At 65.2% G+C, this 24,611-nt stretch carries 21 protein-coding genes; 11 read left to right on the forward strand and 10 right to left on the reverse strand.

Annotated features, from left to right (window positions below; translation table 11 throughout):
• Positions 1–161 precede the first annotated feature (161 nt).
• The 4 genes from BRAGE_RS0136455 to BRAGE_RS0136470 all read right to left on the reverse strand — a co-directional run bounded on the left by BRAGE_RS0136455 (position 162) and on the right by BRAGE_RS0136470 (position 5,323).
• Positions 162–2,276, reverse strand: coding sequence for an acetate--CoA ligase family protein (locus tag BRAGE_RS0136455; protein ID WP_027565005.1), 2,115 nt, complete (start codon positions 2,274–2,276; stop codon positions 162–164).
• 187 nt (positions 2,277–2,463) lie between these two features.
• Positions 2,464–3,213, reverse strand: a complete 750-nt coding sequence (locus BRAGE_RS0136460; protein ID WP_027565006.1) for a hypothetical protein — start codon at positions 3,211–3,213, stop codon at positions 2,464–2,466.
• A gap of 2 nt (positions 3,214–3,215) precedes the next feature.
• Entirely contained in the window at positions 3,216–4,004 is a 789-nt protein-coding gene (locus BRAGE_RS0136465) for an enoyl-CoA hydratase (RefSeq protein ID WP_027565007.1), read from the reverse strand.
• 110 nt (positions 4,005–4,114) lie between these two features.
• The gene (locus tag BRAGE_RS0136470) at positions 4,115–5,323 is read right to left on the reverse strand and encodes an ABC transporter substrate-binding protein (protein WP_027565008.1); all 1,209 of its coding nucleotides are present in this window, start codon (positions 5,321–5,323) and stop codon (positions 4,115–4,117) included.
• A gap of 397 nt (positions 5,324–5,720) precedes the next feature.
• Between BRAGE_RS0136470 and BRAGE_RS50855 the strand changes: the two genes are divergently transcribed.
• The gene (locus BRAGE_RS50855) at positions 5,721–6,491 is read left to right on the forward strand and encodes a thermonuclease family protein (protein WP_084335131.1); all 771 of its coding nucleotides are present in this window, start codon (positions 5,721–5,723) and stop codon (positions 6,489–6,491) included.
• A gap of 131 nt (positions 6,492–6,622) precedes the next feature.
• Positions 6,623–8,014, forward strand: a complete 1,392-nt coding sequence (locus BRAGE_RS0136480) for a M48 family metalloprotease (RefSeq protein ID WP_028146479.1) — start codon at positions 6,623–6,625, stop codon at positions 8,012–8,014.
• Between the two features lie 151 nt (positions 8,015–8,165).
• Here BRAGE_RS0136480 and BRAGE_RS0136485 read toward each other — a convergent pair whose 3' ends face one another.
• Positions 8,166–9,500 carry an MFS transporter gene (locus BRAGE_RS0136485; RefSeq protein ID WP_027565010.1) on the reverse strand — a complete coding sequence of 445 codons (1,335 nt, stop codon included), beginning with the start codon at positions 9,498–9,500 and terminating at the stop codon, positions 8,166–8,168.
• 180 nt (positions 9,501–9,680) lie between these two features.
• Between BRAGE_RS0136485 and cyoA the strand changes: the two genes are divergently transcribed.
• The 7 genes from cyoA to BRAGE_RS0136520 are packed head-to-tail and all read left to right on the forward strand — an operon-like array spanning position 9,681 to position 16,588.
• A complete protein-coding gene (cyoA, locus tag BRAGE_RS0136490; protein ID WP_027565011.1) occupies positions 9,681–10,841 on the forward strand; it encodes a ubiquinol oxidase subunit II in 1,161 nt (386 codons plus the stop codon).
• 11 nt (positions 10,842–10,852) lie between these two features.
• Positions 10,853–12,850 carry a cytochrome o ubiquinol oxidase subunit I gene (gene cyoB, locus BRAGE_RS0136495; protein ID WP_027565012.1) on the forward strand — a complete coding sequence of 666 codons (1,998 nt, stop codon included), beginning with the start codon at positions 10,853–10,855 and terminating at the stop codon, positions 12,848–12,850.
• Positions 12,851–13,480, forward strand: coding sequence for a cytochrome o ubiquinol oxidase subunit III (gene cyoC / locus BRAGE_RS0136500; protein ID WP_027565013.1), 630 nt, complete (start codon positions 12,851–12,853; stop codon positions 13,478–13,480).
• Positions 13,477–13,857, forward strand: coding sequence for a cytochrome o ubiquinol oxidase subunit IV (cyoD, locus tag BRAGE_RS0136505; protein ID WP_027565014.1), 381 nt, complete (start codon positions 13,477–13,479; stop codon positions 13,855–13,857). The genes cyoC and cyoD overlap by 4 nt, the downstream gene beginning before the upstream one ends.
• A complete protein-coding gene (locus tag BRAGE_RS0136510) occupies positions 13,854–14,702 on the forward strand; it encodes an SURF1 family protein (RefSeq protein WP_027565040.1) in 849 nt (282 codons plus the stop codon). Before cyoD ends, BRAGE_RS0136510 begins: the two co-directional genes overlap by 4 nt.
• Positions 14,674–16,065, forward strand: a complete 1,392-nt coding sequence (locus BRAGE_RS0136515) for an ATP-binding protein (protein ID WP_027565015.1) — start codon at positions 14,674–14,676, stop codon at positions 16,063–16,065. The genes BRAGE_RS0136510 and BRAGE_RS0136515 overlap by 29 nt, the downstream gene beginning before the upstream one ends.
• Complete coding sequence (locus BRAGE_RS0136520) at positions 16,055–16,588, forward strand: response regulator transcription factor (protein ID WP_027565016.1); 534 nt, start codon at positions 16,055–16,057, stop codon at positions 16,586–16,588. The genes BRAGE_RS0136515 and BRAGE_RS0136520 overlap by 11 nt, the downstream gene beginning before the upstream one ends.
• Before the next feature lie 69 nt (positions 16,589–16,657).
• Here BRAGE_RS0136520 and BRAGE_RS0136525 read toward each other — a convergent pair whose 3' ends face one another.
• Complete coding sequence (locus tag BRAGE_RS0136525) at positions 16,658–17,551, reverse strand: LysR substrate-binding domain-containing protein (protein ID WP_027565017.1); 894 nt, start codon at positions 17,549–17,551, stop codon at positions 16,658–16,660.
• Between BRAGE_RS0136525 and BRAGE_RS0136530 the strand changes: the two genes are divergently transcribed.
• Complete coding sequence (locus BRAGE_RS0136530; RefSeq protein ID WP_245161739.1) at positions 17,537–18,364, forward strand: hypothetical protein; 828 nt, start codon at positions 17,537–17,539, stop codon at positions 18,362–18,364. The genes BRAGE_RS0136525 and BRAGE_RS0136530 overlap by 15 nt on opposite strands.
• A gap of 15 nt (positions 18,365–18,379) precedes the next feature.
• On the forward strand, positions 18,380–18,781 hold the full coding sequence (locus tag BRAGE_RS0136535) for a nuclear transport factor 2 family protein (protein WP_027565019.1): 402 nt from the start codon (positions 18,380–18,382) through the stop codon (positions 18,779–18,781).
• Positions 18,782–18,874: 93 nt separating this feature from the next.
• Here the strand turns inward: BRAGE_RS0136535 and BRAGE_RS0136540 are convergent, their stop codons facing one another.
• From BRAGE_RS0136540 to BRAGE_RS0136555, 4 genes are all read right to left on the reverse strand, one after another.
• Positions 18,875–19,693 (reverse strand): CarD family transcriptional regulator, encoded by an 819-nt coding sequence (locus BRAGE_RS0136540; protein WP_084335133.1) that lies wholly within the window; start codon positions 19,691–19,693, stop codon positions 18,875–18,877.
• Between the two features lie 345 nt (positions 19,694–20,038).
• The gene (gene fdxA / locus BRAGE_RS0136545) at positions 20,039–20,377 is read right to left on the reverse strand and encodes a ferredoxin FdxA (protein WP_025033361.1); all 339 of its coding nucleotides are present in this window, start codon (positions 20,375–20,377) and stop codon (positions 20,039–20,041) included.
• A gap of 132 nt (positions 20,378–20,509) precedes the next feature.
• Positions 20,510–20,779: an RNA-binding S4 domain-containing protein gene (locus BRAGE_RS0136550; protein ID WP_084335135.1), complete on the reverse strand. Its 270-nt coding sequence runs from the start codon at positions 20,777–20,779 to the stop codon at positions 20,510–20,512.
• A 22-nt stretch (positions 20,780–20,801) separates the two neighbouring features.
• Positions 20,802–24,203 (reverse strand): helicase-related protein, encoded by a 3,402-nt coding sequence (locus BRAGE_RS0136555; protein ID WP_027565022.1) that lies wholly within the window; start codon positions 24,201–24,203, stop codon positions 20,802–20,804.
• Positions 24,204–24,611: the final 408 nt, after the last annotated feature.

The following is a 24,611-nucleotide window of genomic DNA, read 5'->3' on the forward strand; positions in this document are numbered from 1 at the left end:
AACCCATCCTGACAGACTTCCAAGACACAGGGACCCATAACCACAGGGAGGAGTTGCGGCGCGAAAGCGATAACCCCGAGTCCCCGTAACCACATCTTCCTGGGGTTATGGGTCCCGGATCGGCGCTTCGCTTGTCCGGGACGACAGCTGCGCCCTGCACGCTACTTCCGCCCCACGACCAGCGCATCGACGATCGTCACGCCCTGGCCTTCGGCGTGCACCAGCACCGGGTTGAGTTCGATCTCCGCGATCTCCTGCGCATGCCGTGCGGCGAGCACGGAGATATCGGCGATCAACTGCGATAGCGCCGACACATCCGCTCTTGCCGCTCCGCGAAATCCATTCAACAGCGGCGCGGCTTTCAGGCCCGCCAGCATTGCGCCCGCCTCCTCTGCGCTGACAGGCGCCGGGCGATAGACGACGTCGCGGAACAACTCCGTGGTGATGCCGCCGAGGCCGACCATGACCATCGGGCCAAAGGTCGTGTCCGTCATGGTGCCGACGATGATCTCGACGCCGCGCTTGGCCATCGGGCCGACGAGCACGCCCTGGAGCGTCGCCTCCGGCTTTTGCTTGCGCGCATTGGCCAGCAACGCCTCGAATGCCAGAAACACTTCGCCCTTGGTGCTGATGTTGACGCGCACGCCGCCGACTTCGCTCTTGTGCGCGATATCGGGCGACTGGATCTTCATCACCAGCGGAAAGCCGATTCTGGCGACCGCATCGTCGAGCTCGGTCTTGTCCTTCACAAGCACCTCGTCCGGCAGCTCGATGCCGGCGGCGCGAAGCAGCGCCTTGCTGTCGGCCTCGGACAGAGTGCGCGATGCCAAATGGGCGGAGAGATCGCGCGCCGGCAGCCGCGTCTCGTCCGTGGGCTTCGGCAGGCTGAATTTTGCGTAATCGACGAGCTGCCGCATCGCGACGCCGACATGGGTGAGCCCCGAGAGCACGACGACGCCGGATTTGGCGAGCTCGCGGCGCGCGAAGTCGGACGGCACCGTGTAGGAATAGAACACCACCGGCTTCTTCTGCGCCGCCAGCACCGGCGTCAGCTCCTCCTCCTTGAAGGGCTTGCGCACCTCGCTCGACAGCGACAGCACGACCAGGATCGCATCGACCTCGTTGGAGACAGTCAGCAGATCGACGCTCTTTTGCAAGCCGCCGGAGGTGACGCCTTGCGCGGTGACATCGATAGGGTTGCGCGCGGTGCCGTAGGACGGCATCAGCGTCTTGATCTCCGTCTGGATCCGTTCGGACAATTCGGGGACCTGCAGGCCGCGCAGCGCCACCGCGTCGGCGCCCCAGATACCGGCGCCGCCGGAGACGGTGACCACCGCGACGCGATCGCCTTGCGGCAGCGGATTGCTCGCCAGCACCGCCGCGATCGTCAGCGCCTCGTCGAGATCGTTCGAGACGATGAACCCGTACCTCGCGAACACGGCGTCGTAAGCCGCTGACCATCCCGCCATGCTTGCGGTGTGCGAGGCCGCGGCGCGCATCCCGGCGCCGGAGCGGCCGACTTTCGTGACGATGACGGGCTTCTTCATCTCCCCGGCGCGCCGCGCGGCCGCGAGGAATTTTTCGACGTCGCGGATGCCCTCGATGAACAACAGGATCACATCGGTCGCGGCGTCCTGCACCAGGTAGTCCAGGAACTCGCCGGCGCCGAGATCGGATTCGTTACCGGCGCTGACGACGTAGCTCACGGCGATGCCGAGCGCCTTGGCACGATGATAATACGCAAAGCCGATGCCGCCGCTCTGCGCGACGATGCCGATCCGCTTCGTCGTGGCGACCAGCGGCACCACATCAGGCTTGACGTCCACCGCGGGGCTGAAGGTCGCGGCGACGCGCTGCACCTGACTGAAAAAGCCCTCGGCGTTGGGGCCTGATATCCGCATGCCGGTGCGCCTCGCCAGCGCCGCGATCGCATCCTGCATCGCCGCGCTGTCGCCGCCTTCTTCCGCAAAACCGGAGGAGATGATGACGGCGTTCTTCACGCCGGCGGCGGCGCATTGCTCGAGCGCGGGAAGGACCGCGCGGGCGGGAATGATGATGACGGCGAGATCGATCGGCGCGCCGATCTCCGCGATCGATTTGTAGCAGGCGAGCCCGTCGATCTCGGTATAGTTCGGGTTCACCGGATAGATTTTGCCGGGATACTCGTTCTTGCGCAGCATCGACAGGAGCCGCCCCGGGATCTTCTCGTGATCGCGCGAGGCGCCGATCAGCGCGATGCTTGCGGGGGCAAAGAAGCTGTCGAGCGGATGCGGCATGGCGTAACCCCTTCTTGTTCTTCTTTGCATCCGCAGCACCGTTATCCGTCATCCTGAGGTGCGAGGCGCGCGGTGCAACGCACCGTGCGGGGAGCCTCGAAGGATGAACGGCCCCGCCGGTGGCCGTCGCCCTTCGAGGCTCGCCGAAGAGGCGAGCACCTCAGGGTGACGGATCACTACGAGGGAATCAACTCACGCGGAACGTCACGCCGCCCAGCAAAAACTCATTGCCCGCCACTGCCAGCCCCTTCGCCTTGGCCGCATGCAGCACGCTTGCGATGTCGACCACCCGGAACTCCAGCGCGCTCATGATCTCGCTGGCGCCCTTGACGAAGCGGAAGGTGGCGTTGGGCAGCTTCAATTCGGCCTTGCCATTCGGCGCAACGCCGGTGATCTTGCCCCAGTGCTCCGCCAGCCCCTGCGGATCAGGGCTCTGCATCTCCACCGCAGTCAGCGCCTCGGTGACATCCTTGCGGATGAACTTTTGCCAGCCCGGCCCGGCCGGCGGGTACGGACCCAAGTTGTCATCGCTGCCTTCGGTGTGGTTGAACTCGATGAAGGCGGCGCGGCAGTCGCGGGGGTGGAGCTGGACGCCGTGATAGGGCGCGTGGTCAATCACATTGGCGGTGCGCACGCCAAGCGCATCGGCGTTGCGGCCGCGCTCGTCCGGATCGTCGCAGCAGAAGATCGCCATGTAGCCGCCGCGGCCGCCGGTCTTCTCGATAAAGCGGCCGGCCGCGGTGCCGCCCTTTAACGGCGCCACCACCTCCAGCAGGATCGTGTCGACCGGGAGCAGCGCGTTCTCCAGGCCGTATTTGGCGACGTTGCCGTCGCGATAGCAGACAGAAAGGCCCATGATCTCCGCGATATCCGCGATCACGGGCGCGAGCTGCGGCGCGACGAGGCAGATCTGCCGCAGCCGCATATAGGGCGCCATCGTCATGCGCCCTTGAAGGTCGGCTTGCGCTTCTCGACGAAGGCCTTTGCGGCCTCCTTGTGGTCCTCGGTGTCGCCGCAGCGGGTGTGGTGGATCGCCTCGCCATCGAAGCAATCTTCCAGCGCCAGATGCTCGGCATTGTTGATGTTGCGCTTGATGAAGCCGAGCGCGATCGAGGGACCCTGCGCCAGCGACCGCGCGAGCTCGTGCGCGGCGGTATCGATCTCGGCATCGGGCACGACCTTCGTCACCATGCCGATCGCGTGCGCTTCCTTCGCGGTGAGAACCGGCGACATCAGATAGAGCTCGCGCGCCCGCGCGCTGCCGAGCAGCTGGGTCAGGAAATAGGTGCCGCCGTAATCGCCGGAGAAGCCAACTTTTGCGAAGGCGGTCGTGATCTTGCAGGACTCGCTGGCGATGCGCAGGTCGCAGGACAACGCCATCGACAGGCCGGCGCCGGCCGCGGCGCCGTCGAGCTGCGCCACCACGGGCTTCGGCATCTGGTGCAGGATGCGCGAGACTTCCATGCCGCGGCGCAGGTTCGCAAGCTTCTGCTCGAACGGCAGCGGCGCGCGGCCGGCCGCCATCGACTTGACGTCGCCGCCGACACAGAACGAGCCGCCCGCGCCCTTGAACAGCACCGCGCGCACCTCGGGATCGTCAGCCGCGCGCCGCGCCGCCTCGACGAGGCCGGCCACCATTTCGGGATTGAGCGCGTTCTTCCGCTCCGGGCGATTCATGGTGATGGTGAGCAGCCCGCCTTCGAGCTTTTGCAGGACCATGTCGTTCATGGGAGGCCTCCCTTGTTGTTGTTTTGAGCGTCGTTCCGGGGCTCGCGAAGCGAGTAGAACCTCGAGATCCCGGGTTCGCGCTTACGCGCGCCCCGGGATGACGCTTCGCGTCACTTCTTCACCAGCGGGCAGCGCGACTGCTCCAGCGACTGGAACGCTTCGCTGCCGGGCACGGTGGCGAGTAGCTTGTAATCGTCCCAGCGGCCCTTGGATTCCGACGGCTTCTTCACCTCGAACAGGTACATGTCGTGGACCATGCGGCCGTCCTCGCGGATCTTGCCGTTATGAGCGAAGAAGTCGTTGATCGGCGTCTCCTTCATCACCTTCATGACCGCGGCGGCGTCGGTCGTACCCGCCGCCTTCACCGCCTTCAGATAGTGCGTGACGGAGGAATAGACGCCGGCCTGTGCCGAGGTCGGCGGCCGCTTAACGCGCTCTTGAAAGCGCTTCGAGAAAGCGCGCGTCTCGTCGTTCATGTCCCAGTAGAAGGCCTCGGCCAGCAGCAGGCCCTGTGCGGTCTCGAGCCCGATCGAATCGATGTCGGTGACGAAAGCGAGCAGCGGCGACAGTTTCTGACCACCCTTGGTGATGCCGAACTCGGCGGCCTGCTTGATCGCGTTCACGGTGTCGCCACCGGCATTGGCGAGGCCGATCACCTTGGCCTTGGAGGACTGCGCCTGGAGCAGGAACGACGAGAAGTCCGACGTGTTGAGCGGATGGCGCACGCTGCCGAGCACCTTGCCGCCGGTCTTGGTCACGACGGCGCTGGTGTCCTTCTCCAGATCCTGACCGAAGGCATAGTCGGCGGTGAGGAAGAACCAGGTGTCGAGGCCCGACTTCACGGCCGCGAGGCCGGTGACGTTGGCCTGGCCGAACGTGTCGAACACGTAATGGATGGTGTAGGGACCGCAGGCCTCGTTGGTGAGACGGATCGAGCCCGGGCCGTTGAACATGATGATCTTGTTGCGCGCTTTCGCGATCTCGCCCGCGGCAAGCGCGGTCGCGGAGGCCGCGACGTCGTAGATCATCTCGACACCCTGATTGTCGATCATGTCGCGCGCGATGTTGGCGGACAGGTCGGCCTTGTTGAGATGGTCGGCGGCGAGCACCTGGATCTTGCGTCCCAGCACCTCGCCGCCGAAATCCTCCACCGCCATCTTGGCCGCGGTCTCGCTGCCGGGGCCGGTGATGTCGGCATAGAGGCTCGACATGTCGAGGATGCCGCCGATCTTCAGCGGCGGCTTGTCCTGGGCTTGCGCGGCGGCGCTCGCGCTCAGGGCAAACGCGGCGGCAAAAATGCCGGACAAAATATGCTTCATGGAAAATGACCTCCCGTTATCGCGCCGTTGCTCTTATGGCGGCTTGGTTATTTGCTGTTGTCGCGATCATGCCGCATGCGCGACAGCGCAGCAAGCGCGGGGACGTTGCGCGCGCATGATTGCCACCCATGTTTTCCGCAAAGCGGAATGGCTGGAAGACGCAAGATGTTTCCGCGTTGTCATTGCGAGCGAAGCAAGGCGATGCGTGAGGCCATGACGTAGCATCACGCGAACTGCCGTAGGGTGGGCAAAGGCGCACTCTTCGCGCCGTGCCCACGAGCCGGCGCCACGAACCACAGACGTGGGCACGCTTCGCTTTGCCCACCCTACGAGTGCCCCTTCGTCGTTCGCTACGTTTGAGTTAAGATGATCGCGTAACGCAACCTCTCCGGGTCACGTGACGCGACTGCTTCATCCCATCGTCGCATTTTTTCTCGTCGCGGGTGACACGGCGCTCGCCGCGCCGTGCCAATTCGATACGCTGGGCGAGGGCCGCGTCGCCGCGATTACCGATGTGCGCAGCGTGCGTCTTGACGACGGACGCGAGGTCCGCCTCTCCGGAATCGAGGCGACGGCGAAGACCAAGCAGGCGCTGACATCGCTGCTCGCCGGCCGCGACGTGGTCCTGCGCGGCAATGACGACACGCCCGACCGCTACGGCCGGCAGGGCGCACTCATGTTCATCGGCGAAAACGACATCTCCGTGCAGGCCATGTTGCTTGCCCAGGGCGACGCCATCGTCTCCGCCGAGATCACGGACAAGGACTGCGCCGCGGCCCTGATGGCGTCGGAGGCCGAGGCCCGGCGCCAAAAAATGGGCAGTTGGGCTGACCCGTCGGCCATAAAAAACGCGGAAAGTTCGGACGATATTTTGGCCAGGATCGGGCGCTTTATGGTGGTCGAGGGCAAAGTCCTGTCGGTCCGGCAAGCTGGGGCAACGACCTACCTCAACTTCGGACGGAACTGGACACGCGGCTTTGCCGTGACTATTTCAAAGCGCGCGTTACCGACCTTCGAGGGCGCGGGGATCGCCCTTAAGTCCCTGGAGAATAAACGGATTCGAGTCCGGGGCTGGATTGAGGGAACGACGGGGCCGCGTATCGACGTGCGTCTCTTGGGACAGGTTGAATTGCTGGGCGCAAACGAGCCTACTGGGGTAAGGCCTTAACGGCCGGGCACGGGTTAATCGACGTGAATGGGGTGCTAGAACGGCACGGACGAGGTGATTGCCGCCGCCTGCGGGCTGCGCCGGCCGCGCTTTGCCTTGCGCTGGGCGGCCTTCTCGCCGGTTGCGGCGACATGAACCGGTTCCAGACCGCGGCCGCCCCGCCGACCGTTGCGCTACCCAAGCCGAAGCCGGCCGTCGCGCAGACCCCCGCCACCGAAAAGGAGCACGAGCGCATCCTGGCGAGCTATGGCGGCACCTATGACGACCCCAGGCTCGAATCGCTCGTCAGCAAGACCGTCGACCGGCTGGTCGCGGCGTCCGACCGCCCCGACCAGGGCTACAAGGTCACCATCCTCAATTCCGGCGCGGTGAACGCGTTCGCGCTGCCGAATGGCCAGCTCTATGTCACGCGCGGCCTGCTTGCGCTCGCGAGCGACACCTCGGAATTGTCCTCCGTGCTCAGCCACGAGATGGCGCATGTGCTGTCCAAGCACGCCGCGATGCGCGAGGACCAGGCGCGCCAGGCCGCGATCGTCACCCGCGTCGTCACCGACATGAGCAACGATCCCGATCTCACCGCGCTCGCGCTCGCCAAAACCAAGCTCACCATGGCGAGCTTCTCGCGCAATCAGGAGTTCGAGGCCGACGGCATCGGCGTCGGCATTTCCGCCAAGGCGCATTTCGACCCCTATGGTGCGGCACGCTTCCTCTCGGCGATGGAGCGCAATGCCGAGCTGAAGGCCGGCAAGACCTCGCTCGATCCGCGCGCGCAGGATTTCACCTCGTCGCATCCGGCAACGCCGGAGCGCGTGCAGAATGCGCAGACCATCGCGCGGCAATATTCTGCGCCCGAGGGCGCTGAGCGCGACCGCGAGAGCTATCTCGCCGCCATCGACAACCTCGTTTATGGCGAAGATCCCAGCGAAGGTTTCGTCCGCGGCCGCAGATTCCTGCATCCGAAACTCGGCTTCACCTTCCAGGCGCCTGACAATTTCACGCTCGACAACACCGCGCAGGCGGTGATCGGCGTGCGCGACGGCGGCTCGCAGGCGATGCGCTTCGACGTCGTGCGTGTGCCGGCCGAGCAGTCGCTCGGCGATTACCTCAATTCGGGCTGGATGGAGGGCGTCGAGAAGGCTTCGACCGAGGACATCACGATTAACGGTTTTCCGGCCGCCTCCGTCACCGCCAAGGGCGACCAGTGGCAGTTCAAGGTCTACGCGCTGCGGTTCGGCAGCGACGTCTACCGCTTCATCTTCGCGGCCCGGCAGAAATCGACCGAGAGCGAGCGCAACGCCCGCGAGACCGTCAACTCATTCCGCCGCCTGACGCTCGACGAGATCCAGGCCGCGCGTCCGCTGCGCATCAAGGTCATCACGGTGCAGCCGGGCGACACCGTGGAATCGCTGTCCCACCGCATGGCCGGCGTCGATCATCCCGCCGAGCGGTTCCGCGTGCTGAACGGGCTCGATCGCACCGCGCAGGTGAAGGTGCGCGACCGCGTGAAGATCGTGGCGGATTGACGCGCGCTAAGCGCAGACCGGGGATCTCGAGCTACAAATCTCGCTGCCGTAGGGTGGGCAAAGCGAAGCGTGCCCACCATTCTTGCGCGCAATCATTGAGAGGTGGTGGGCACGGCGCTGCGCGCCTTTGCCCACCCCACCAGGCTCGAGCTTACGAGCTGGAGCCCGCGTCCATATCGCCGGCCTCGCGCTGGCCGCTGAGCCAGAGCGCAAGCAAGGTCCAGAACGCGCCTGACAGCAGATACGCACCCGAGGCGATGACGCCGAGATTGGTGGCGAGCAGCAGCGCGACCAGCGGCGCGAAGCCGGCGCCGAACAGCCAGGCCATGTCGGAGGTCAGCGCCGAGGCGGTGTAGCGATAGGCCTGCCTGAAATTCGAGGCGATCGCGCCCGAGGATTGGCCGAACGACAGGCCGAGCAGGATGAAGCCGATCACCATGTAGATGGTCTCGCCGAACGCGCCGGCGTCGAGCAGCTGCGGAGCAAAACCGCTGTAGATCGCGATCGCGATCGCCGATCCCATCAGCAGCGATTTGCGTCCGACGCGGTCGGCGATCACGCCCGAGGCCACGATCGCGGCGACGCCGAACACGGCGGCGACGATCTCGATGATCAGGAAGCGCACCGGGCTCTCGCGGGTGAACAGGAACACCCAGGACAGCGGAAACACCGTGACCATGTGGAACAGTGCGAAGCTCGCCAGCGGCGCGAAGGCGCCGAGCATGATGTTCTGGCCTTCGCGCGCGACCGTCTCGGAGATTCGCGAGGGCTGGAGCTCGCGGGTCTCGAACAGCGAGGCGTATTCCTCGGTCGTCACCATGCGCAGGCGGGCGAACAGCGCCACGACGTTGATGGCGAAGGCGACGAAGAACGGATAGCGCCAGCCCCAGTCGAAGAAATCGTCGGCCGACAGGTTGCCCGCGAAATAGGCGAACAGCGCGCTCGCCACGATCAGCCCGAGCGGGGCGCCGAGCTGCGGCACCATCGCGTACCAGCCGCGCTTGGAGGGCGGCGCGTTCAGCGCCAGCAGCGAAGCCATGCCGTCCCAGGCGCCGCCCCAGGCCAGACCCTGCGCGATGCGCGCCAGTGCCAGCAGCCAGATCGCGGCGACGCCGATGTCGTGATAGCCGGGCAGGAACGCGAGCGCGACGGTGGCGGTGCCGAGCAGGAACAGCGCCGAGACCAGCTTGGCGGTTTTGCCGTAGCTGCGATCGACGGTCATGAAAATCACGGTGCCGATCGGCCGGGCCATGAAGGCCAGCGCGAAGATCATGAAGGAATAGAGCGTGCCGGTCAGCTCGCTCGTGAACGGGAAGACCAGGCGCGGGAACACGATCACCGAGGCGATCGCGAACACGAAGAAGTCGAAGAATTCCGAGGTGCGGCCGATGATGACGCCGATGGCGATCTCGCCGGGACTGGCCTGGTCGTGGCCGTGCTCGCCCGAGTGGAGGTCTGCCATTGCGGGGGTCTGTGCCGTCGCCATTCGTGCGCCCTTAACGTCCTGAAAACCAAAGCCGACCGCCCGGCGAACGCCAGGCAATCTGGACCTGTCTGACCCAACATCCCGCACTGCAACATTGGACAAATTGTCCAATGTCCGGATTGTTGCGCCGCAGCTACCCGTTGGCCCCGCAAAGGAAACTCATTCTCAAAGGCTCGGCCCGTGTCTCGTCTCAAGATCCTGGCGCTACTACCCCTGGCAGTCGCGCTCAGCGGCTGCAACTACGTCGTGCTGGCGCCAGCCGGCGACATCGCTGCCCAGCAGCGCGACCTCGTCATCATCTCCACCGTCCTGATGCTCCTGATCGTCGTCCCCGTGATGGCGCTGACGGTGCTTTTCGCCTGGCGCTACCGCCAGTCCAACGCCTCGGCCCGCTACGAGCCGGAATGGGACCACTCGACCAAGCTCGAGCTGGTGATCTGGTCGGCGCCACTTCTGATCATCGTTTGCCTTGGCGCGCTGACCTGGATGGGCACGCATCTGCTCGACCCCTATCGCACGCTCGGCCGCATCAAGGCGGAGCAGGCCATCGACCAGTCCAAGGCTCCGCTCGAGGTCGACGTCGTCGCGCTCGATTGGAAGTGGCTCTTCATCTATCCGGACTATGGCATCGCCACCGTCAACGATCTGGCCGCGCCGGTCGATCGTCCGATCAACTTCCGCATCACCGCCTCCTCGGTGATGAACTCGTTCTACATCCCCGCGCTCGCCGGCCAGATCTACGCGATGCCGGGCATGGAGACCAAGCTCCACGCCGTGGTGAACCACGCCGGCACCTACAAGGGCTTTTCGGCGAACTACAGCGGCGCCGGATTCTCCGGCATGCACTTCAACTTCCAGGGCCTCGACGACAAGGGCTTCGATGCCTGGGTCGCGCAGGCCAAATCGGCCGGCGGCTCGCTCGGCCGCGCTGAATATCTTCAGCTCGAGAAGCCCAGCGAGAACGAGCCGGTGCGCCGCTACGGCACCGTCGATGCCGATCTCTATCGCCTGATCCTCAACATGTGCGTCGAGACCGGCAAGATGTGCCAGAGCGAGATGATGGCGATCGACGCCAAGGGCGGCAACGGCCATGAGGGCCTGAACAACACCCTGCCGCTCACCTACGACAAGTACGCCCGCCGCGGCACGCCGTTCGGACCCGAGCCGACCTTCGTCGCCGGCACCTGCACGCCGGAAGCGCCGCAGGGCCAGAGCACCGCGTCGATCAAGGCCCCCCTCGACACCGCGCCGCTGCTTGGCGCCGGCCTGAAGCGGCCGATCTTCGCGCCGCTGAAGTCCTCGTCCTTCTTCCTCGGACAGCGTCCGAAGTCAGACTCCTAAAGAGATCCAGCATGTCTCCTGATCTTCTCAAGCTCATCTTCGGCCGACTCGGCATCGATTCGCTGCCGTTCCACGAGCCGATCCTGGTTGGCACCTTCGCAGTGGTCGCGCTCGGCGGCATCACGCTGTTTGCCGGCGTGACCTATTTCCGCCTCTGGGGCTATCTCTGGCGCGAATGGTTCACCACGGTCGACCACAAGCGCATCGGCATCATGTACATGATCCTCGGCATCGTGATGCTGCTGCGCGGCTTCGCCGACGCCCTCATGATGCGTGCGCAGCAGGCGCTCGCGTTCGGCGGCTCCGAAGGCTTCCTCCCCGCCCATCACTACGACCAGGTCTTCACCGCCCACGGCGTGATCATGATCTTCTTCGTGGCGATGCCGCTGGTCACTGGCCTGATGAACTACGTCGTGCCGCTCCAGATCGGCGCGCGTGACGTGTCGTTCCCGTTCCTGAACAATTTCAGCTTCTGGATGACGGTCGGCGGCGCGGTGCTGGTGATGGCATCGCTGTTCATCGGCGAGTTCGCCCGTACCGGCTGGCTGGCTTATCCGCCGCTGTCCAACATCGGCTACAGTCCTGACGTCGGCGTCGACTATTACATCTGGGCGCTACAGGTCGCCGGCGTCGGCACGACGTTATCGGGCATCAACCTGATCTGCACCATCGTCAAGCTGCGCTGCCCCGGCATGACCATGATGAAGATGCCGGTGTTCACCTGGACCTCGCTCTGCACCAACGTCCTGATCGTCGCCTCCTTCCCCGTCCTGACCGTCGTGCTCGCGTTGCTCTCGCTCGACCGCTACGTCGGCACCAACTTCTTCACGAACGATTTCGGCGGCAGCGCCATGATGTACGTGAACCTGATCTGGATCTGGGGTCATCCCGAGGTCTACATCCTGGTTCTCCCCGCCTTCGGCATCTTCTCCGAGGTGACCTCGACCTTCTCCGGCAAGCGCCTGTTCGGCTACACCTCGATGGTCTACGCCACGGTCGTCATCACCATCCTGTCGTACCTGGTCTGGCTGCACCACTTCTTCACGATGGGCTCAGGCGCCAGCGTCAACTCGTTCTTCGGCATCACCACGATGATCATCTCGATCCCGACGGGCGCGAAGATGTTCAACTGGCTGTTCACGATGTATCGCGGCCGCATCCGCTACGAGCTGCCGATGCTGTGGACGATCGCCTTCATGCTGACCTTCGTGCTCGGCGGCATGACCGGCGTGCTGCTCGCGGTGCCGCCGGCCGACTTCGTGCTGCACAACAGCCTGTTCCTGATCGCGCATTTCCACAACGTGATCATCGGCGGCGTGGTGTTCGGCGCGTTCGCCGGCATCAACTACTGGTTCCCGAAAGCGTTCGGCTTCAAGCTCGATCCGTTCTGGGGCAAGCTGTCGTTCTGGTTCTGGGTCACCGGCTTCTATCTCGCCTTCATGCCGCTCTATGTGCTCGGCCTGATGGGCGTGACCCGCCGCCTGCGCGTGTTCGACGATCCGTCCCTGCAGATCTGGTTCGTCGTCGCCGCGATCGGCGCCGGCCTCGTCTTCCTCGGCATCATGTGCATGCTGATGCAGTTCGCGGTCTCCTTCCTCAAGCGCGAGCAGCTCAAGGACGTCACCGGCGATCCCTGGGACGCGCGTACGCTGGAATGGGCGACCTCCTCGCCGCCGCCGGACTACAACTTCGCCTTCACCCCCGTCGTTCACGACAATGACGCGTGGTGGGACATGAAGAAGCGCGGCTACCAGCGTCCGCTCACCGGGTTCAAGCCGATCCACATGCCGAGCAGCACCGGCACCGGCATCATCCTCGCCGGCCTCGCCACCGCAATGGGCTTCGGCCTGATCTGGTACATCTGGTGGCTGGCGGCCGTGAGCTTCATCGCGATGCTCGCCGTCGGCATCGGCCACACCTTCAACTATCACCGCGACTTCGACATTCCGGCTGAAGACGTCATCCGGACCGAAGACGCGCGCACCAAACTGCTCGCCGGAGCCAAGTAAATGACGATCGCTGTCAATCCCACCCAAACCGGCGAGCCGATGTTCTACCTCGCCGACGAACACCCGCATCCGGAAGGCTACAGCACCTCGCTCGGCTTCTGGATCTACCTGATGAGCGACTGCCTCATCTTCGCGATCCTGTTCGCCACCTTCGGCGTGCTCGGCGGCAACTACGCCGCCGGCCCCGCGCCGAAAGACCTGTTCGACCTCAACCTGGTCGCGGTGAACACCTCGATGCTGTTGCTGTCGTCGATCACCTACGGCTTTGCCATGCTGACGATGCAGCAGAACAAGGTCGCCCAGACCCAGATGTGGCTGGCGATCACCGGCCTGTTCGGTCTCGCCTTCATCGGCATCGAGCTCACCGAGTTCGCCCACATGATCCACGAAGGCGCTACCCCTCAGCGCAGCGCCTTCCTGTCCGCCTTCTTCACCCTGGTCGGCACCCACGGCCTGCACGTCTCCTGCGGCCTGATCTGGCTGGTGACGCTGATGGTGCAGGTCTGGAAGTTCGGCCTGATCGAGGCCAACCGCCGCCGCCTGATGTGCCTGTCGATGTTCTGGCACTTCCTCGACGTGGTCTGGATCGGCGTCTTCACCTTCGTCTATCTCCTGGGAGTCCTGCGATGAACACCGATACCCACGCAGCCGGCGCGCACGACCATCACCACGGCGATAGCCACGCCCACGGCACGTTCTCGACTTATATGCTCGGCTTCGTGCTCTCGGTCGTGCTGACCGCGATCCCGTTCTGGCTGGTGATGAGCGGGGCACTGCCGAGCAAGCAGATCACCGCACTGGTCATCATGGCGTTCGCGGTCGTGCAGATCGTCGTGCACATGATCTACTTCCTGCACATGAACACGACGTCGGAGAACGGCTGGAGCATGATGGCGCTGATCTTCACCATCGTCATGGTGGTGATCGCGCTGTCCGGGTCGCTGTGGGTGATGAACCACCTCAACAGCAACATGATGCCGATCCACCAGATGACGGGAATGAAGTGAGCGACACCGGGACCGTGACGGGCAAGGCAGAGGGGACGCGCGGCAAGACTGCGCGCCCCTCTTTGTGGCTCACGGTCCTCTCGCTCACCGCCATTGTCCTTCTGATCGCGCTCGGCATCTGGCAGGTCGAGCGCCGCGCCTGGAAGCTGGCGCTGATCGACCGCGTCGAGCAGCGCGTCCATGCCCCGGCCGAGCCGATTCCCGCGCCAGCGTCATGGCCTGCGGTCACCGCCGCGAACGACGAATACAGGCACGTCCGCCTCGCCGGTCGCTTCCTGCACGATCGCGAGACGCTGGTTCAGGCCGTCACCGAGGAGGGTCCCGGCTATTGGGTGCTGACGCCGCTTCAGCGCGATAACGGCACGCAGGTCCTGATCAACCGCGGTTTCGTGCCGTCCGAGCGGCGCGACGCATCGACGCGCCAGAGCGGCAATCCCGACGGCAAGGTCGAGATCACCGGCCTGTTGCGCATGACCGAGCCGAAAGGCGGATTCCTCCGGAACAATGTGCCCCAGCACAACCGCTGGTATTCGCGCGATGTCGCCGCGATTGCGGCGGCACGCAGCCTCACCCACGCCGCGCCGTTCTTCGTCGATGCTGACGCCGGATCACAAACCGCCGGCGGGCCGATCGGCGGATTGACCGTGATCCGCTTTCCCAATAACCACCTGATCTACGCGCTGACGTGGTTTTCCCTGGCTTTCATGCTGGCCGGCAAGCTTTTCGTCACATTCGGCGGCGGGCTGTTCCGCCGCACGCGCTTCGTCCACGAACCGGAAGGCGGGCCCGATGCCGCCGCCCGCAGGACGGGATCAGATGCTGAAACGATCGTCGAACAGGCCTGACGACGGAAGAACGCAGACGCTTGCGGGTAGCGCCGTCACGCTGCAATCGCAGGCGGACGCGCGCGGCGAGTTGATCGGCGCTGCGCCGACCGACGACGAGACCAACCGCAAGAACATGGCGCTGCTGATCCAGCTGCGCTGGACCGCGGTGGTCGGCCAGATCGTGACCATCGGCGGCGTGCATTTCTGGCTCGGCATTCCCCTGCCCCTGGAGCGGATGGGCGCGGTGATCGGCGCGCTGGTGCTGCTCAATGTCTCCAGCCTGATCTGGGTGCGCCATCGCGCCGCGATCTCCAGCAACGAGCTGCTTGTCGCCTTGATGCTCGACGTCGCAGCGCTCACCGCGCAGCTTTACCTCAGCGGCGGGGCCACCAATCCCTTCACCTCGCTGTTCCTGCTTCAGGTGACGCTCGGTGCGGTGCTGCTCGATGCCCGCTCGACCTGGTCGCTGGTCGCGCTGACCTGCGCCAGCTTCGTCTGGCTGACGATCGCCTATCGCCCGCTCGACCTGCCGCCGAACCCGCTGAGCGAGACCTATACGCTCACGGTCGCCGGCATGCTGCTGGGCTTCGTGCTCAATGCGGTGCTGCTGGTCGTATTCGTCACCCGCATCAACAGGAATCTGCGCCAACGCGATGCGCATCTGGCGGCGCTGCGCCAGCATGCCGCCGAGCAGGACCACATCGTGCGCATGGGGCTGCTCGCCTCCGGCGCCGCGCATGAGCTTGGTACGCCGCTGGCCTCGCTCTCGGTCATCCTCAGTGACTGGCGCCGCATGCCGGATCTCGCCGCCGATCAGGAGCTCGCCGAGGATCTCTCGGAAATGGAAACCTCGCTGCAGCGCTGCAAGACCATCGTCACGGGCATCCTCGTATCGGCCGGCGAAGCGCGCGGCGAAGGCTCCTCGCCGACCACGGTAACGGCGTTCGTCACCGCGCTGGTCGAAGAATGGCGCGACGCGCGCTCGGCGCGCACCCTCTATTTCGTCAACACCTTCGGCGAGGATGTCGCGATCGTCTCCGACATCGCGCTGAAACAGGTCATCTTCAACGTGCTCGACAACGCCTATGAGGTCTCGCGCGACTGGGTCGAGCTCGTGGCCGAGCGCGAGGGCGACAATCTCGTGCTGGCGATAAGCGACCGCGGCCCGGGCTTCGCGCCGGAGATGCTGGCGCAGCTCGGAAAACCCTATCAGTCGAGCAAGGGCCGCGCCGGCGGCGGGCTCGGCCTGTTCCTGGTGGTCAACGTCGTGCGCAAGCTTGGCGGCAGCGTGACCGCCGAGAACCACAGGAAGCGCGGCGCCACCGTCCGCCTGACGCTGCCGCTCGCAACGCTCGCGATCGGAGACAAGTTTGACACCTGACCGCTCGCTCATTGTCGTCGAGGACGATGCCGGCTTCGCGCGCACGCTGAAGCGCTCGTTCGAGCGCCGCGGCTACGAGGTCGTGCTGGCGGCCTCGATCGAAGAGGTGCGCAAGGTGCTGGAGGAGCGCTCCTTCGGCCATGCCGTGGTCGACCTCAAGCTCGGCGGTGCCTCCGGACTCGCCTGCGTCGAGCTACTGCACACCCACGATCCGGAGATGCTGATCGTGGTGCTGACAGGCTTTGCCAGCATCTCTACCGCCGTCGAAGCGATCAAGCTCGGCGCCTGCCACTATCTCGCCAAGCCGTCCAACACCGACGACATCGAGGCCGCCTTCAACAGGGCCGAAGGCAACGCCGAAGTCGCGCTCGACACGAGGCCGACCTCGATCAAGACGCTGGAATGGGAGCGCATCCACCAGACGCTGATCGAAACGGACTTCAATATCTCGGAAGCGGCCAGGCGATTGGGGATGCATCGGCGCACATTGGCGAGAAAGCTCGAGAAGCGGCCGGTGAAATGAGCCGTCGTCCCGGGCTCGCGCTTCGCGCGCCCCGGGACGACGCCGAATATGTCGCGGGTCCCTGCGGCTTCACGAACCCGCCGCCCCCGCGAGCGAGCCAACCTTGGAGAGAAGCAGCTTCAGGATCGGAGACTTGTTCGCCTTGTGATAGGCGACAACGAGGTCGAGCGTGGGCGCCTCTCCCCGCACCGGCCGGGTCGTGATGGTCTCGGGCAGATATCGCCTGGTATAGGCCGGCAGCATCATGACGCCGCGAGTCGATGCAATCATCGAGATCGCGTGGACGACGTTGTGCACTTCGCGGTCGGGCTTGAGGTCGATACCGGCCCGGCCAAGATAGTCGAGCACGATGCGGCGCACCGCGGGCGCGGATTTGGAAGGCAGGTAGAAGGTCTCGCCCTTGATCTCCTCAGGCGCCACTGCGGATTGTGAAGCTAGCCGGTGATCGCTGGGAAAGACGAAGACCAGCGGATCGGTGCGCACGCGCCGGCAGGCCAGATCCCCCATGTTCTCTTCGGGCCGGATGAAGGCGGCATCGAGCTTTCGCCGCATCAGTGCCCTGGCGAGTGAAGGCGAGTAGTCGCTCGACAGGCGGATGTCGATGCCGGGAAATGCATCGCGCAAGACGCGATCCACCTCCGGCAGCAGGTCGATCTCGGCGCCCGACAGAAAGCCAAGCGAGAAAGCCGGCTTCGGCGGTTGCGCGGCATGGAGCGCGGCTTCCTTTGCGGCGTCCGCCTGCAGCAGCGCCATTCTGGCGTGATCGAGAAAGGCCCTGCCCGCCGCCGTCAGCGCGATGCCCTGGGCACTGCGGCTCATCAAGGGAACGCCGACCTCCTGCTCGAGGTCACGGATCTGACGGCTGAGCGACGGCTGTGACGTGTGCAGCTTCTGCTCGGCCGCAACAGTCAGGCTGCCTGCGTCGGCCACGGCAACGAAGTATCGGAGATGCCGAAGCTCCATCGCGATCTCCCATGCTCATCGGGCATGGGCCCAGCTTACAAAGTCTTTTTCAGCACAGCCAGCCGACCGTATAGCCACCGTCAGCGAGGTCTGCCTCGCAGGCAGGACGCGCCTCAGGCACCGTACGGGAGCGAGCTCCGCATGTTCAAAGGCATTCAAACGGCGCTGCTGATCCTCGCGCTGGCGGGAGCTGGCGAAGCCGCCGCGCAATCCCCCAACGATCAATCGAAGGCAAACGGCATGGAAACGGATGTGGCAGGGTTGAAGCAGGCGATGCTCGGCGAGTGGGAGAGCATCGCACCGGAAGTGCGGCCGAGCGCGGCCAAGAATTCTGACGGCTCACTCAAGCCGTTCTATCTCAAGCGCACCTTCAAATATCAGCCGTCCGACCGGTTCGAGCTCGAGATTGTCAACTCGGCCGATCCGTTCGGGGCGGTGCCGCTGGCCCGCATCAGGATCGGCGGGCACATGCTGTGGCGGGGCGCACATCCGATCGCCCCCGGTGCGCAAAAGGTCGACTTCGTCGCCGACGAAGCCTACGAGGTCACGCCGCTGGCGATAGGGTTTGCCGATCTCCTCAACAAGGTCGCCTCAGCCGGATACGCGCCGTGGACGGTCGATACACCCCAAAGCATCTTCGGCAAGACATTCGCGCCCTTCGGTCTCCAGCAAGGCACGAACTTCATGGAGTACGACCTCGTCTATCTCCGTGGCAGCCTGCTGTTCTGGGGCGCCCGCAATATCGACGGCCGCGGCTTCGATACCGAGCAGAACCGGCCGACCAATTTGCAGATTCCGCTGATCAGGAAGTAACGGAGGAGCACAGTCATGAGCGGGGCCGGCCAGGATCACCGCGTCAAATTCGTCCTCGACGCATTCGACACGCTCTTCAACAAGCGCGACTACGCCGCGGCCGAGCGCCTCTGGTCCGCGCAATATATCCAGCACAGCGCTCATATCCCGCCGGGCCGCGACGGGCTGTTTGACCTCGTCAAGGGTCTGCCCGCCACGTTGCGCTACGAGAACCACGTCGCGGCAGCGAGCGGCGATTTCGTCATTCTCCATGGACGCTTCAGCGGGATTGGCGCGCCGGCCGCATGGGTCGTTGCCGATATCGTGCGGCTGGAGGATGGCATGCTCGCGGAGCATTGGGACGTCATCCAGGACGAAGCAACGCAGGCGCAATCGCGCAGCGGCCTGCCGATGTTCGGCGACCGTTTCCCGGCCTGACCACGGTCACACGAAAGCTGATCGCCACCGCGTTCTCAAACAAAAAGCCCGGCCGAGCGGCCGGGCTTTTGATCTCTTGCGATCGACGTGGGCTTACGCGGCCTCGTCGGCGACGGTGGTGTCGTCGCCATCCGTATCGTCGGCATCGCCCTCGGCATCGCTCTCGCCTTCGCCGTCGGCAGCTTCCGCCTTGGCGTTGGTGCGGCGCGGGCTCTTCGCGAGCTGGGCCTCGATCTCCTTGACCGCTTCGGTCTCGGTCGAGTGCTGCACCACCGCGATCTCGCGGGACAGACGATCGAGCGCCGCTTCATAGAGCTGGCGTTCGCTGTAGGACTGCTCCGGCTGCGACTCCGAGCGGTAGAGGTCGCGCACGACTTCCGCGATCGCGACGATGTCGCCCGAATTGATCTTCGCTTCGTATTCCTGGGCGCGGCGCGACCACATGGTGCGCTTGACGCGGGCGCGACCCTTGAGCGTCTCCAGCGCCTTCTTGACCAGCGCGGGCTCGGACAGCTTGCGCATGCCGACGTTGGCGACCTTGGCGGTCGGAACGCGGAGCGTCATCTTGTCCTTGATGAAGTTGATGACGAACAGCTCGAGCTTCGCGCCGGCGATCTCCTGCTCCTCGATGGCCAGGATCTGGCCGACGCCGTGAGCGGGATAGACCACGAATTCGTTGGCCTTGAAGCCCTGACGCTGGGTCACGACCTTCTTTTCCTCGACCTTCGGCGCAGCAGCGGGCTTCACGGCCGGCTTGGCGGCAGCAGCGACGGGAGCCTTGGCAGGCGCAGCTGCAACGGGGGCCTTCGGCGCGGCGGGCTTGGCAGCGTGAGCCTTAACAGCAGCGGGCTTGGCAGCAGCAGGCTTGGCAACGGTCGCTTTCGCGGCCGGTTTGGCAGACTTGTTAGGCATTGCGCTTCTTTTGTTCTTCGAGGACTTTGCAGCCGGCGCCTTCGTCGCGGTCCGACCCTTGGATGCGCTACGGCTGGCCGCGGCGACTTTTTTGGCCTCCTTATGGGAAGCCCTCGCTGAAGTACTCTTTTTACGCGTTTTCTGTGACACAGCCTGCGCGCGGAAACTGCCACGCCCCTGTTCGACATTTTGGTTTCACGGGAACCCAGAGGGGCCAACGGGGCTGACGGGGTTCGGCTCAATGTGCCCAATATAGCACATTTCCCGCAAAAATCAATGATTTAGGGGCTTTTGTGACTGGTTTTCGGCGCCGACGAAGGTATTAGGGTTAAGTTTGGACCCGATTCAGTCTCCGGAACCGGGGTTCGGAGAAAAATATTTCTCGAACTTGCCGTCCATCCCGTCGAATTCCTTGGCGTCGGCGGGTGATTCTTTCTTCTGGGTGATGTTCGGCCAGCTCTTGGCGTAGTCGGCGTTGACCTGGAGCCACTTTTCCAGGCCCGGTTCCGTATCCGGCTTGATGGCGTCGGCGGGGCATTCCGGCTCGCACACGCCGCAATCGATGCACTCGTCCGGATGGATGACGAGCATGTTGTCACCCTCGTAGAAACAATCGACCGGGCAGACCTCGACGCAGTCGGTGTACTTGCACTTGATGCAGTTTTCAGTGACGACGTAAGTCATCCAACGCTCCGAAAAGCTCTCTTAAAAGTCGCGGCTTGCGTAGCGCGGATGGCCCGGCGCCGCAAGGTCGGGAAGCCCCGATCATGACGGCTTTATGTGGTTGATCGACCAAGAAATGAATTCGAAGCGCAATTAATTGCCCCGAGAACCTGGATTGCCTTCGCTCAGCTCCTCGTAGAGCACACGGGCCGAGGCAGCATCGCCGCGGCGTTCGTTGAAGGCGGTAACTTTCAACACACGCACCGTGCGATCGAGCGCGATGGTAAGGACATCACCGAGCTTGATCGCATGGCCCGGCGATGTCTCGCGGGCGCCGTTGACGCGGACGTGGCCGGACTCGACGAGCTCGGCCGCGGAGGTGCGCGCCTTCACCACCCGCGCGTGCCACAGCCATTTGTCGATGCGCTGCCGCTCGGTCGTGGGATCACTCCTTCCGACCGGACAGCTGTTCCTTCAGCGCGGCGAGCTTGGCGAACGGCGAGTTCGGATCGATGGGACGATCGCGCTCGCGCGGGTTGGCGCTCGAGGCGTAGGGACGGAGCGAGGGACCGGACTCGCGGTCGCGACGATCGCGGCCCTTGTCGCGGTCGCGACCGCCACGGTGCTCGCGCTCGCCCGGCTTGCCCTTGTTGCGATCGCGGTCACGATCGCGATCCTTGCCCTCGAAGCGGCGGTTGTTGTCGCTGCGCTGCTCGCGGCGCTCGCCACCACCCTCTTCGCGACCCTTGCGGAAATCCCTGCCATCCCTGCGATGACCGCCGCCGTGACGATGGCCCGGCTTCGCGCCTTCAGCAGCTTCGCCGGGCGCGGCGCTCGCTGCACCGGGCGCGGCGCCCGCTTCAGCACCGGCCTGCGGACGCGGCTGGTTGTGATGGCGCTGGTGGCGATGGCGCTCGTGGCGCGGCTTGCGATCCTCGTGACGGCCGCCGGGACGCCAGACCTCGACCAGCTCGGGCTCGGCGGGCGTAGCAACAGCCTCGACGGGCGCAGCGGCATCCGCCGATGCGGCGGCTTCCGTTGCAGCGGTCTCGGCAGGAGCGGCTTCAAGACCGGCAGCCTCCGTGGGCGCAGCGGTTTCTTCCGCCGGCGGAGCGATGCCTGGAGCGTCCTCGGGCGTGACGGGAGCCTCGGGCGAGGCTTCCAGCGCCGGCTCCTCGTGCGCGGGCTCGTCGTGCTGCTCCATGCCGGGCGCGTCTTCGACGGTGACGGGTTCAGCAACTGGCGTATCAGAAGCGGCGGCCTCGGCCGGCAGACCGGCGACGGCTTCAGCGGCGGTCTCGGTCGAGGTCTCCGCGCTGCCTTCAGTGGGCGGCGTCTCGGCCGCAACTGTCTCGGCGGCAGGCGCTGCCGGCTTCACCGGCAGCGGCGGACGCTTCTCCATGCGATAGCCGAGCGCGCGCAGCACCGAGGCGAAATCCTCACCGGCCGAGCCGGTGAGCGAGGTCATCGCCTGCGTCACCACGAAGCTACGGCCATCGAATGCGCCGGCGGGCTTTTCGCCGGGCGAGTTCTCGCGCCAGGCCAGCGCCGGGCGGATCAGATCGGCAAGACGCTCCAGGATGTCGACGCGCACGGCGCGCTCGCCGGCCTGCTTGTAGCCGAGCACGCGATAGGCATCGCGCGGTAGCTGCTTGTCGACCGGGAACGAGGTGCGGCCGGATGATGCCAGATGCTGCGCGCCCGAGAGCGAGGACAGATCGACATTGTCCTGCTTCAGCGCCCACAATAGCGCAGCGAGCGCACGCGCGGCGGGCTTCAGGAGGCCGGGGAAATAGATGTGATAGGCGCCGAAGCGCACGCCGTATTTGCGCAAGGTCGCGCGCGAGGGCTGGTCGAGATCCTTCAGCTCGTTCGCGATCTTCGGACGCTCCAAAACGCCGAGCGCCTCGACCAGCTGATAGGCGATGCCGCGGGCAATGCCGGTGACGTCCTCGGCCTTCGACAGCTCGAACATCGGCCCGAGCAGCTTTTCGATATGCGTTTTGAGCCAGAGCTCGAGGCGCGCCTGCACCTTCTCGCGGGGGCCGCCGGTGAGGCGCTCGTCGGAGATGATCCGGATGCGCGGATGCAGCGCGTCGTCTGCGGCAGACAGCCGCGCCACGGCATCGCCGGTCCAGCGGATCATGCCCTCCGAGGTCAGCACGAACTGGTCGTCCGGCGCGTTGCCCAGTTTTTCGGCGCGCGCATTGATCTCGCCGGCGAGCACCGCTTGCGCTGCAGCCTGCAAGGCTTTCGCATCGGAGCCGGCCTCCGCCGCATCCGGTGCAAAGGTGAAGCCATCGAGGCGGCCGATGACATGGCCTTCGACGATGACTTCGCCGGTCTTGCCGATTTCAGTATTCAAGCTCGTGTTCTCCCGCAGGCGGCGCATCAATACACTGGTCCGACGATCAACGAAACGCTCAGTCAAGCGTTCATGGAGCGCATCCGATAATTTATTTTCGACCTCCCGCGCGATCCCCTGCCAGCGTTCGGGGTCTTTCAGCCAGTCCGGGCGGTTGGCGACGAAGGTCCAGGTGCGGATCTGCGCGATCCGGGCCGACAGCGTGTCGATGTCGCCGTCGATGCGGTCGGCCTGGTCGACCTGGGCCGCGAACCAGGAATCGGGGATGCAGCCCTTCTGCATCAGGAAGCCGTAGAGCGTGGTCACGAGCTCCGCATGGGCGGCCGGCGACAGCTTTCGGTAATCCGGGACCTGGCAGGTCTCCCAGAGCCGCTCCACGGCGGCCTTGCCATGCGCGATATCGCGCACCTCGACGTCGCGGGCGGCGTGGTCGAGCACGCGCATGTCCTCGGCGATCGGCGCACGCGTCAGCACCTCGTGGCCGGGGGCCAAGTTCAGCGACACCTGGAGCGCGCCGAGCGAGGAGAAATCCAGCTTCGAGTTGCGCCATTGCAACATCTTCACGGCATCGAAGGTGTGATTCTGCAGCGCGTTGACGAGCTCGGGCTCGAACGGCGCGCAGCGCCCTGTCGTACCGAAAGTACCGTTGCGCGTGGCGCGTCCGGCGCGGCCGGCGATCTGCGCGAATTCGGCCGGCGTCAGGCGGCGGAACTGGTAGCCGTCGAACTTGCGGTCGGAGGCGAAGGCGACGTGGTCGACGTCGAGATTGAGACCCATGCCGACGGCGTCGGTGGCGACGAGGTAATCGACATCGCCGTTCTGGAACATCGCCACCTGCGCATTGCGCGTGCGCGGCGACAGCGAGCCCAGAACAACGGCAGCGCCGCCATGCTGGCGGCGGATCAGCTCGGCGATGGCGTAGACCTCATCCGCCGAGAAGGCGACGATGGCGGTGCGGCGCGGCTGGCGCGTGATCTTGCGGTCGCCGGCGAATTCGAGGCTGGACAGGCGCGGCCGCGTGATCATGGAGACGCCCGGCAACAGCCGCTCGATGATCGGGCGCATGGTCGCTGCGCCCAGCAGCAGCGTCTCGTCGCGGCCGCGGCGGTTGAGGATGCGGTCGGTGAAGACGTGGCCGCGTTCGAGATCGGAGGCGATCTGGACCTCGTCGACGGCGAGGAAGGAGACATCGATATCGCGCGGCATCGCCTCGACGGTGGAGACCCAATAGCGCGGGTTCTTCGGCTTGATCTTCTCCTCGCCCGTGACCAGCGCGACGCTCTCGATGCCCGCGCGGTCGGCGATCTTGTTGTAGACCTCGCGCGCAAGCAGGCGCAGCGGCAGGCCGATCATGCCGGAGGGATGCGCCAGCATCCGCTCGATGGTGAGATGGGTCTTGCCGGTGTTGGTCGGCCCGAGCACCGCAGTGACGCCCGCGCCGGGTGCGCGCTCGGAAGCGAAGGGGGAGGAAGAGAAGGGCATGTCTGGGGGATTAGGTAATGGCGATTTGGGCGAATGTCAGTGCTGGATGAGGCGTGTTGGGGGCTCGTGCCCAATCCCGTCATCCTGAGGTGCGAGCCGTGCGGCGCATCGCGCCGTGCGGGAAGCCTCAAAGGATGAACGGCCCGGATGCCAGCCGAGTGGCACCAGCCGGGCCCGTCGTCCTTCGAGGGCCGCTGAAGAAGCGGCCACCTCAGGATGACGGGACGCACCACCGATCGCGTGGGAGCGCGCTCCCCAAACCTCGCGCAACTGTCTCACTTTGCGACGCTTTTCCCGTTCTCTTAAGCTTCGGAACGACTCTAGAACGAATCGCGGCCGAATCGCTGACTCCCCATTGAGTCCTGTTACGTTCACGCAACATGTCGCGGGACTCGTTTTGCGTGTGCA

Source organism: Bradyrhizobium genosp. SA-4 str. CB756 (assembly GCF_000473125.1).
Lineage (GTDB): Bacteria > Pseudomonadota > Alphaproteobacteria > Rhizobiales > Xanthobacteraceae > Bradyrhizobium > Bradyrhizobium arachidis.

What these genes read in the sequence shown, in the direction of transcription:
- BRAGE_RS0136455 (WP_027565005.1), bottom strand. Translation starts at nt 2,276, where the DNA reads ATGCCGCATCCGCTCGACAGCTTCTTTGCCCCCGCAAGCATCGCGCTG.
- BRAGE_RS0136460 (WP_027565006.1), bottom strand. Translation starts at nt 3,213, where the DNA reads ATGGCGCCCTATATGCGGCTGCGGCAGATCTGCCTCGTCGCGCCGCAG.
- BRAGE_RS0136465 (WP_027565007.1), bottom strand. Translation starts at nt 4,004, where the DNA reads ATGAACGACATGGTCCTGCAAAAGCTCGAAGGCGGGCTGCTCACCATC.
- BRAGE_RS0136470 (WP_027565008.1), bottom strand. Translation starts at nt 5,323, where the DNA reads ATGAAGCATATTTTGTCCGGCATTTTTGCCGCCGCGTTTGCCCTGAGC.
- BRAGE_RS0136480 (WP_028146479.1), top strand. Translation starts at nt 6,623, where the DNA reads ATGAACCGGTTCCAGACCGCGGCCGCCCCGCCGACCGTTGCGCTACCC.
- BRAGE_RS0136485 (WP_027565010.1), bottom strand. Translation starts at nt 9,500, where the DNA reads ATGGCGACGGCACAGACCCCCGCAATGGCAGACCTCCACTCGGGCGAG.
- cyoB (WP_027565012.1), top strand. Translation starts at nt 10,853, where the DNA reads ATGTCTCCTGATCTTCTCAAGCTCATCTTCGGCCGACTCGGCATCGAT.
- cyoC (WP_027565013.1), top strand. Translation starts at nt 12,851, where the DNA reads ATGACGATCGCTGTCAATCCCACCCAAACCGGCGAGCCGATGTTCTAC.
- cyoD (WP_027565014.1), top strand. Translation starts at nt 13,477, where the DNA reads ATGAACACCGATACCCACGCAGCCGGCGCGCACGACCATCACCACGGC.
- BRAGE_RS0136515 (WP_027565015.1), top strand. Translation starts at nt 14,674, where the DNA reads ATGCTGAAACGATCGTCGAACAGGCCTGACGACGGAAGAACGCAGACG.
- BRAGE_RS0136530 (WP_245161739.1), top strand. Translation starts at nt 17,537, where the DNA reads ATGCCGAAGCTCCATCGCGATCTCCCATGCTCATCGGGCATGGGCCCA.
- BRAGE_RS0136525 (WP_027565017.1), bottom strand. Translation starts at nt 17,551, where the DNA reads ATGGAGCTTCGGCATCTCCGATACTTCGTTGCCGTGGCCGACGCAGGC.
- BRAGE_RS0136535 (WP_027565019.1), top strand. Translation starts at nt 18,380, where the DNA reads ATGAGCGGGGCCGGCCAGGATCACCGCGTCAAATTCGTCCTCGACGCA.
- BRAGE_RS0136540 (WP_084335133.1), bottom strand. Translation starts at nt 19,693, where the DNA reads ATGCCTAACAAGTCTGCCAAACCGGCCGCGAAAGCGACCGTTGCCAAG.
- fdxA (WP_025033361.1), bottom strand. Translation starts at nt 20,377, where the DNA reads ATGACTTACGTCGTCACTGAAAACTGCATCAAGTGCAAGTACACCGAC.
- BRAGE_RS0136555 (WP_027565022.1), bottom strand. Translation starts at nt 24,203, where the DNA reads ATGCCCTTCTCTTCCTCCCCCTTCGCTTCCGAGCGCGCACCCGGCGCG.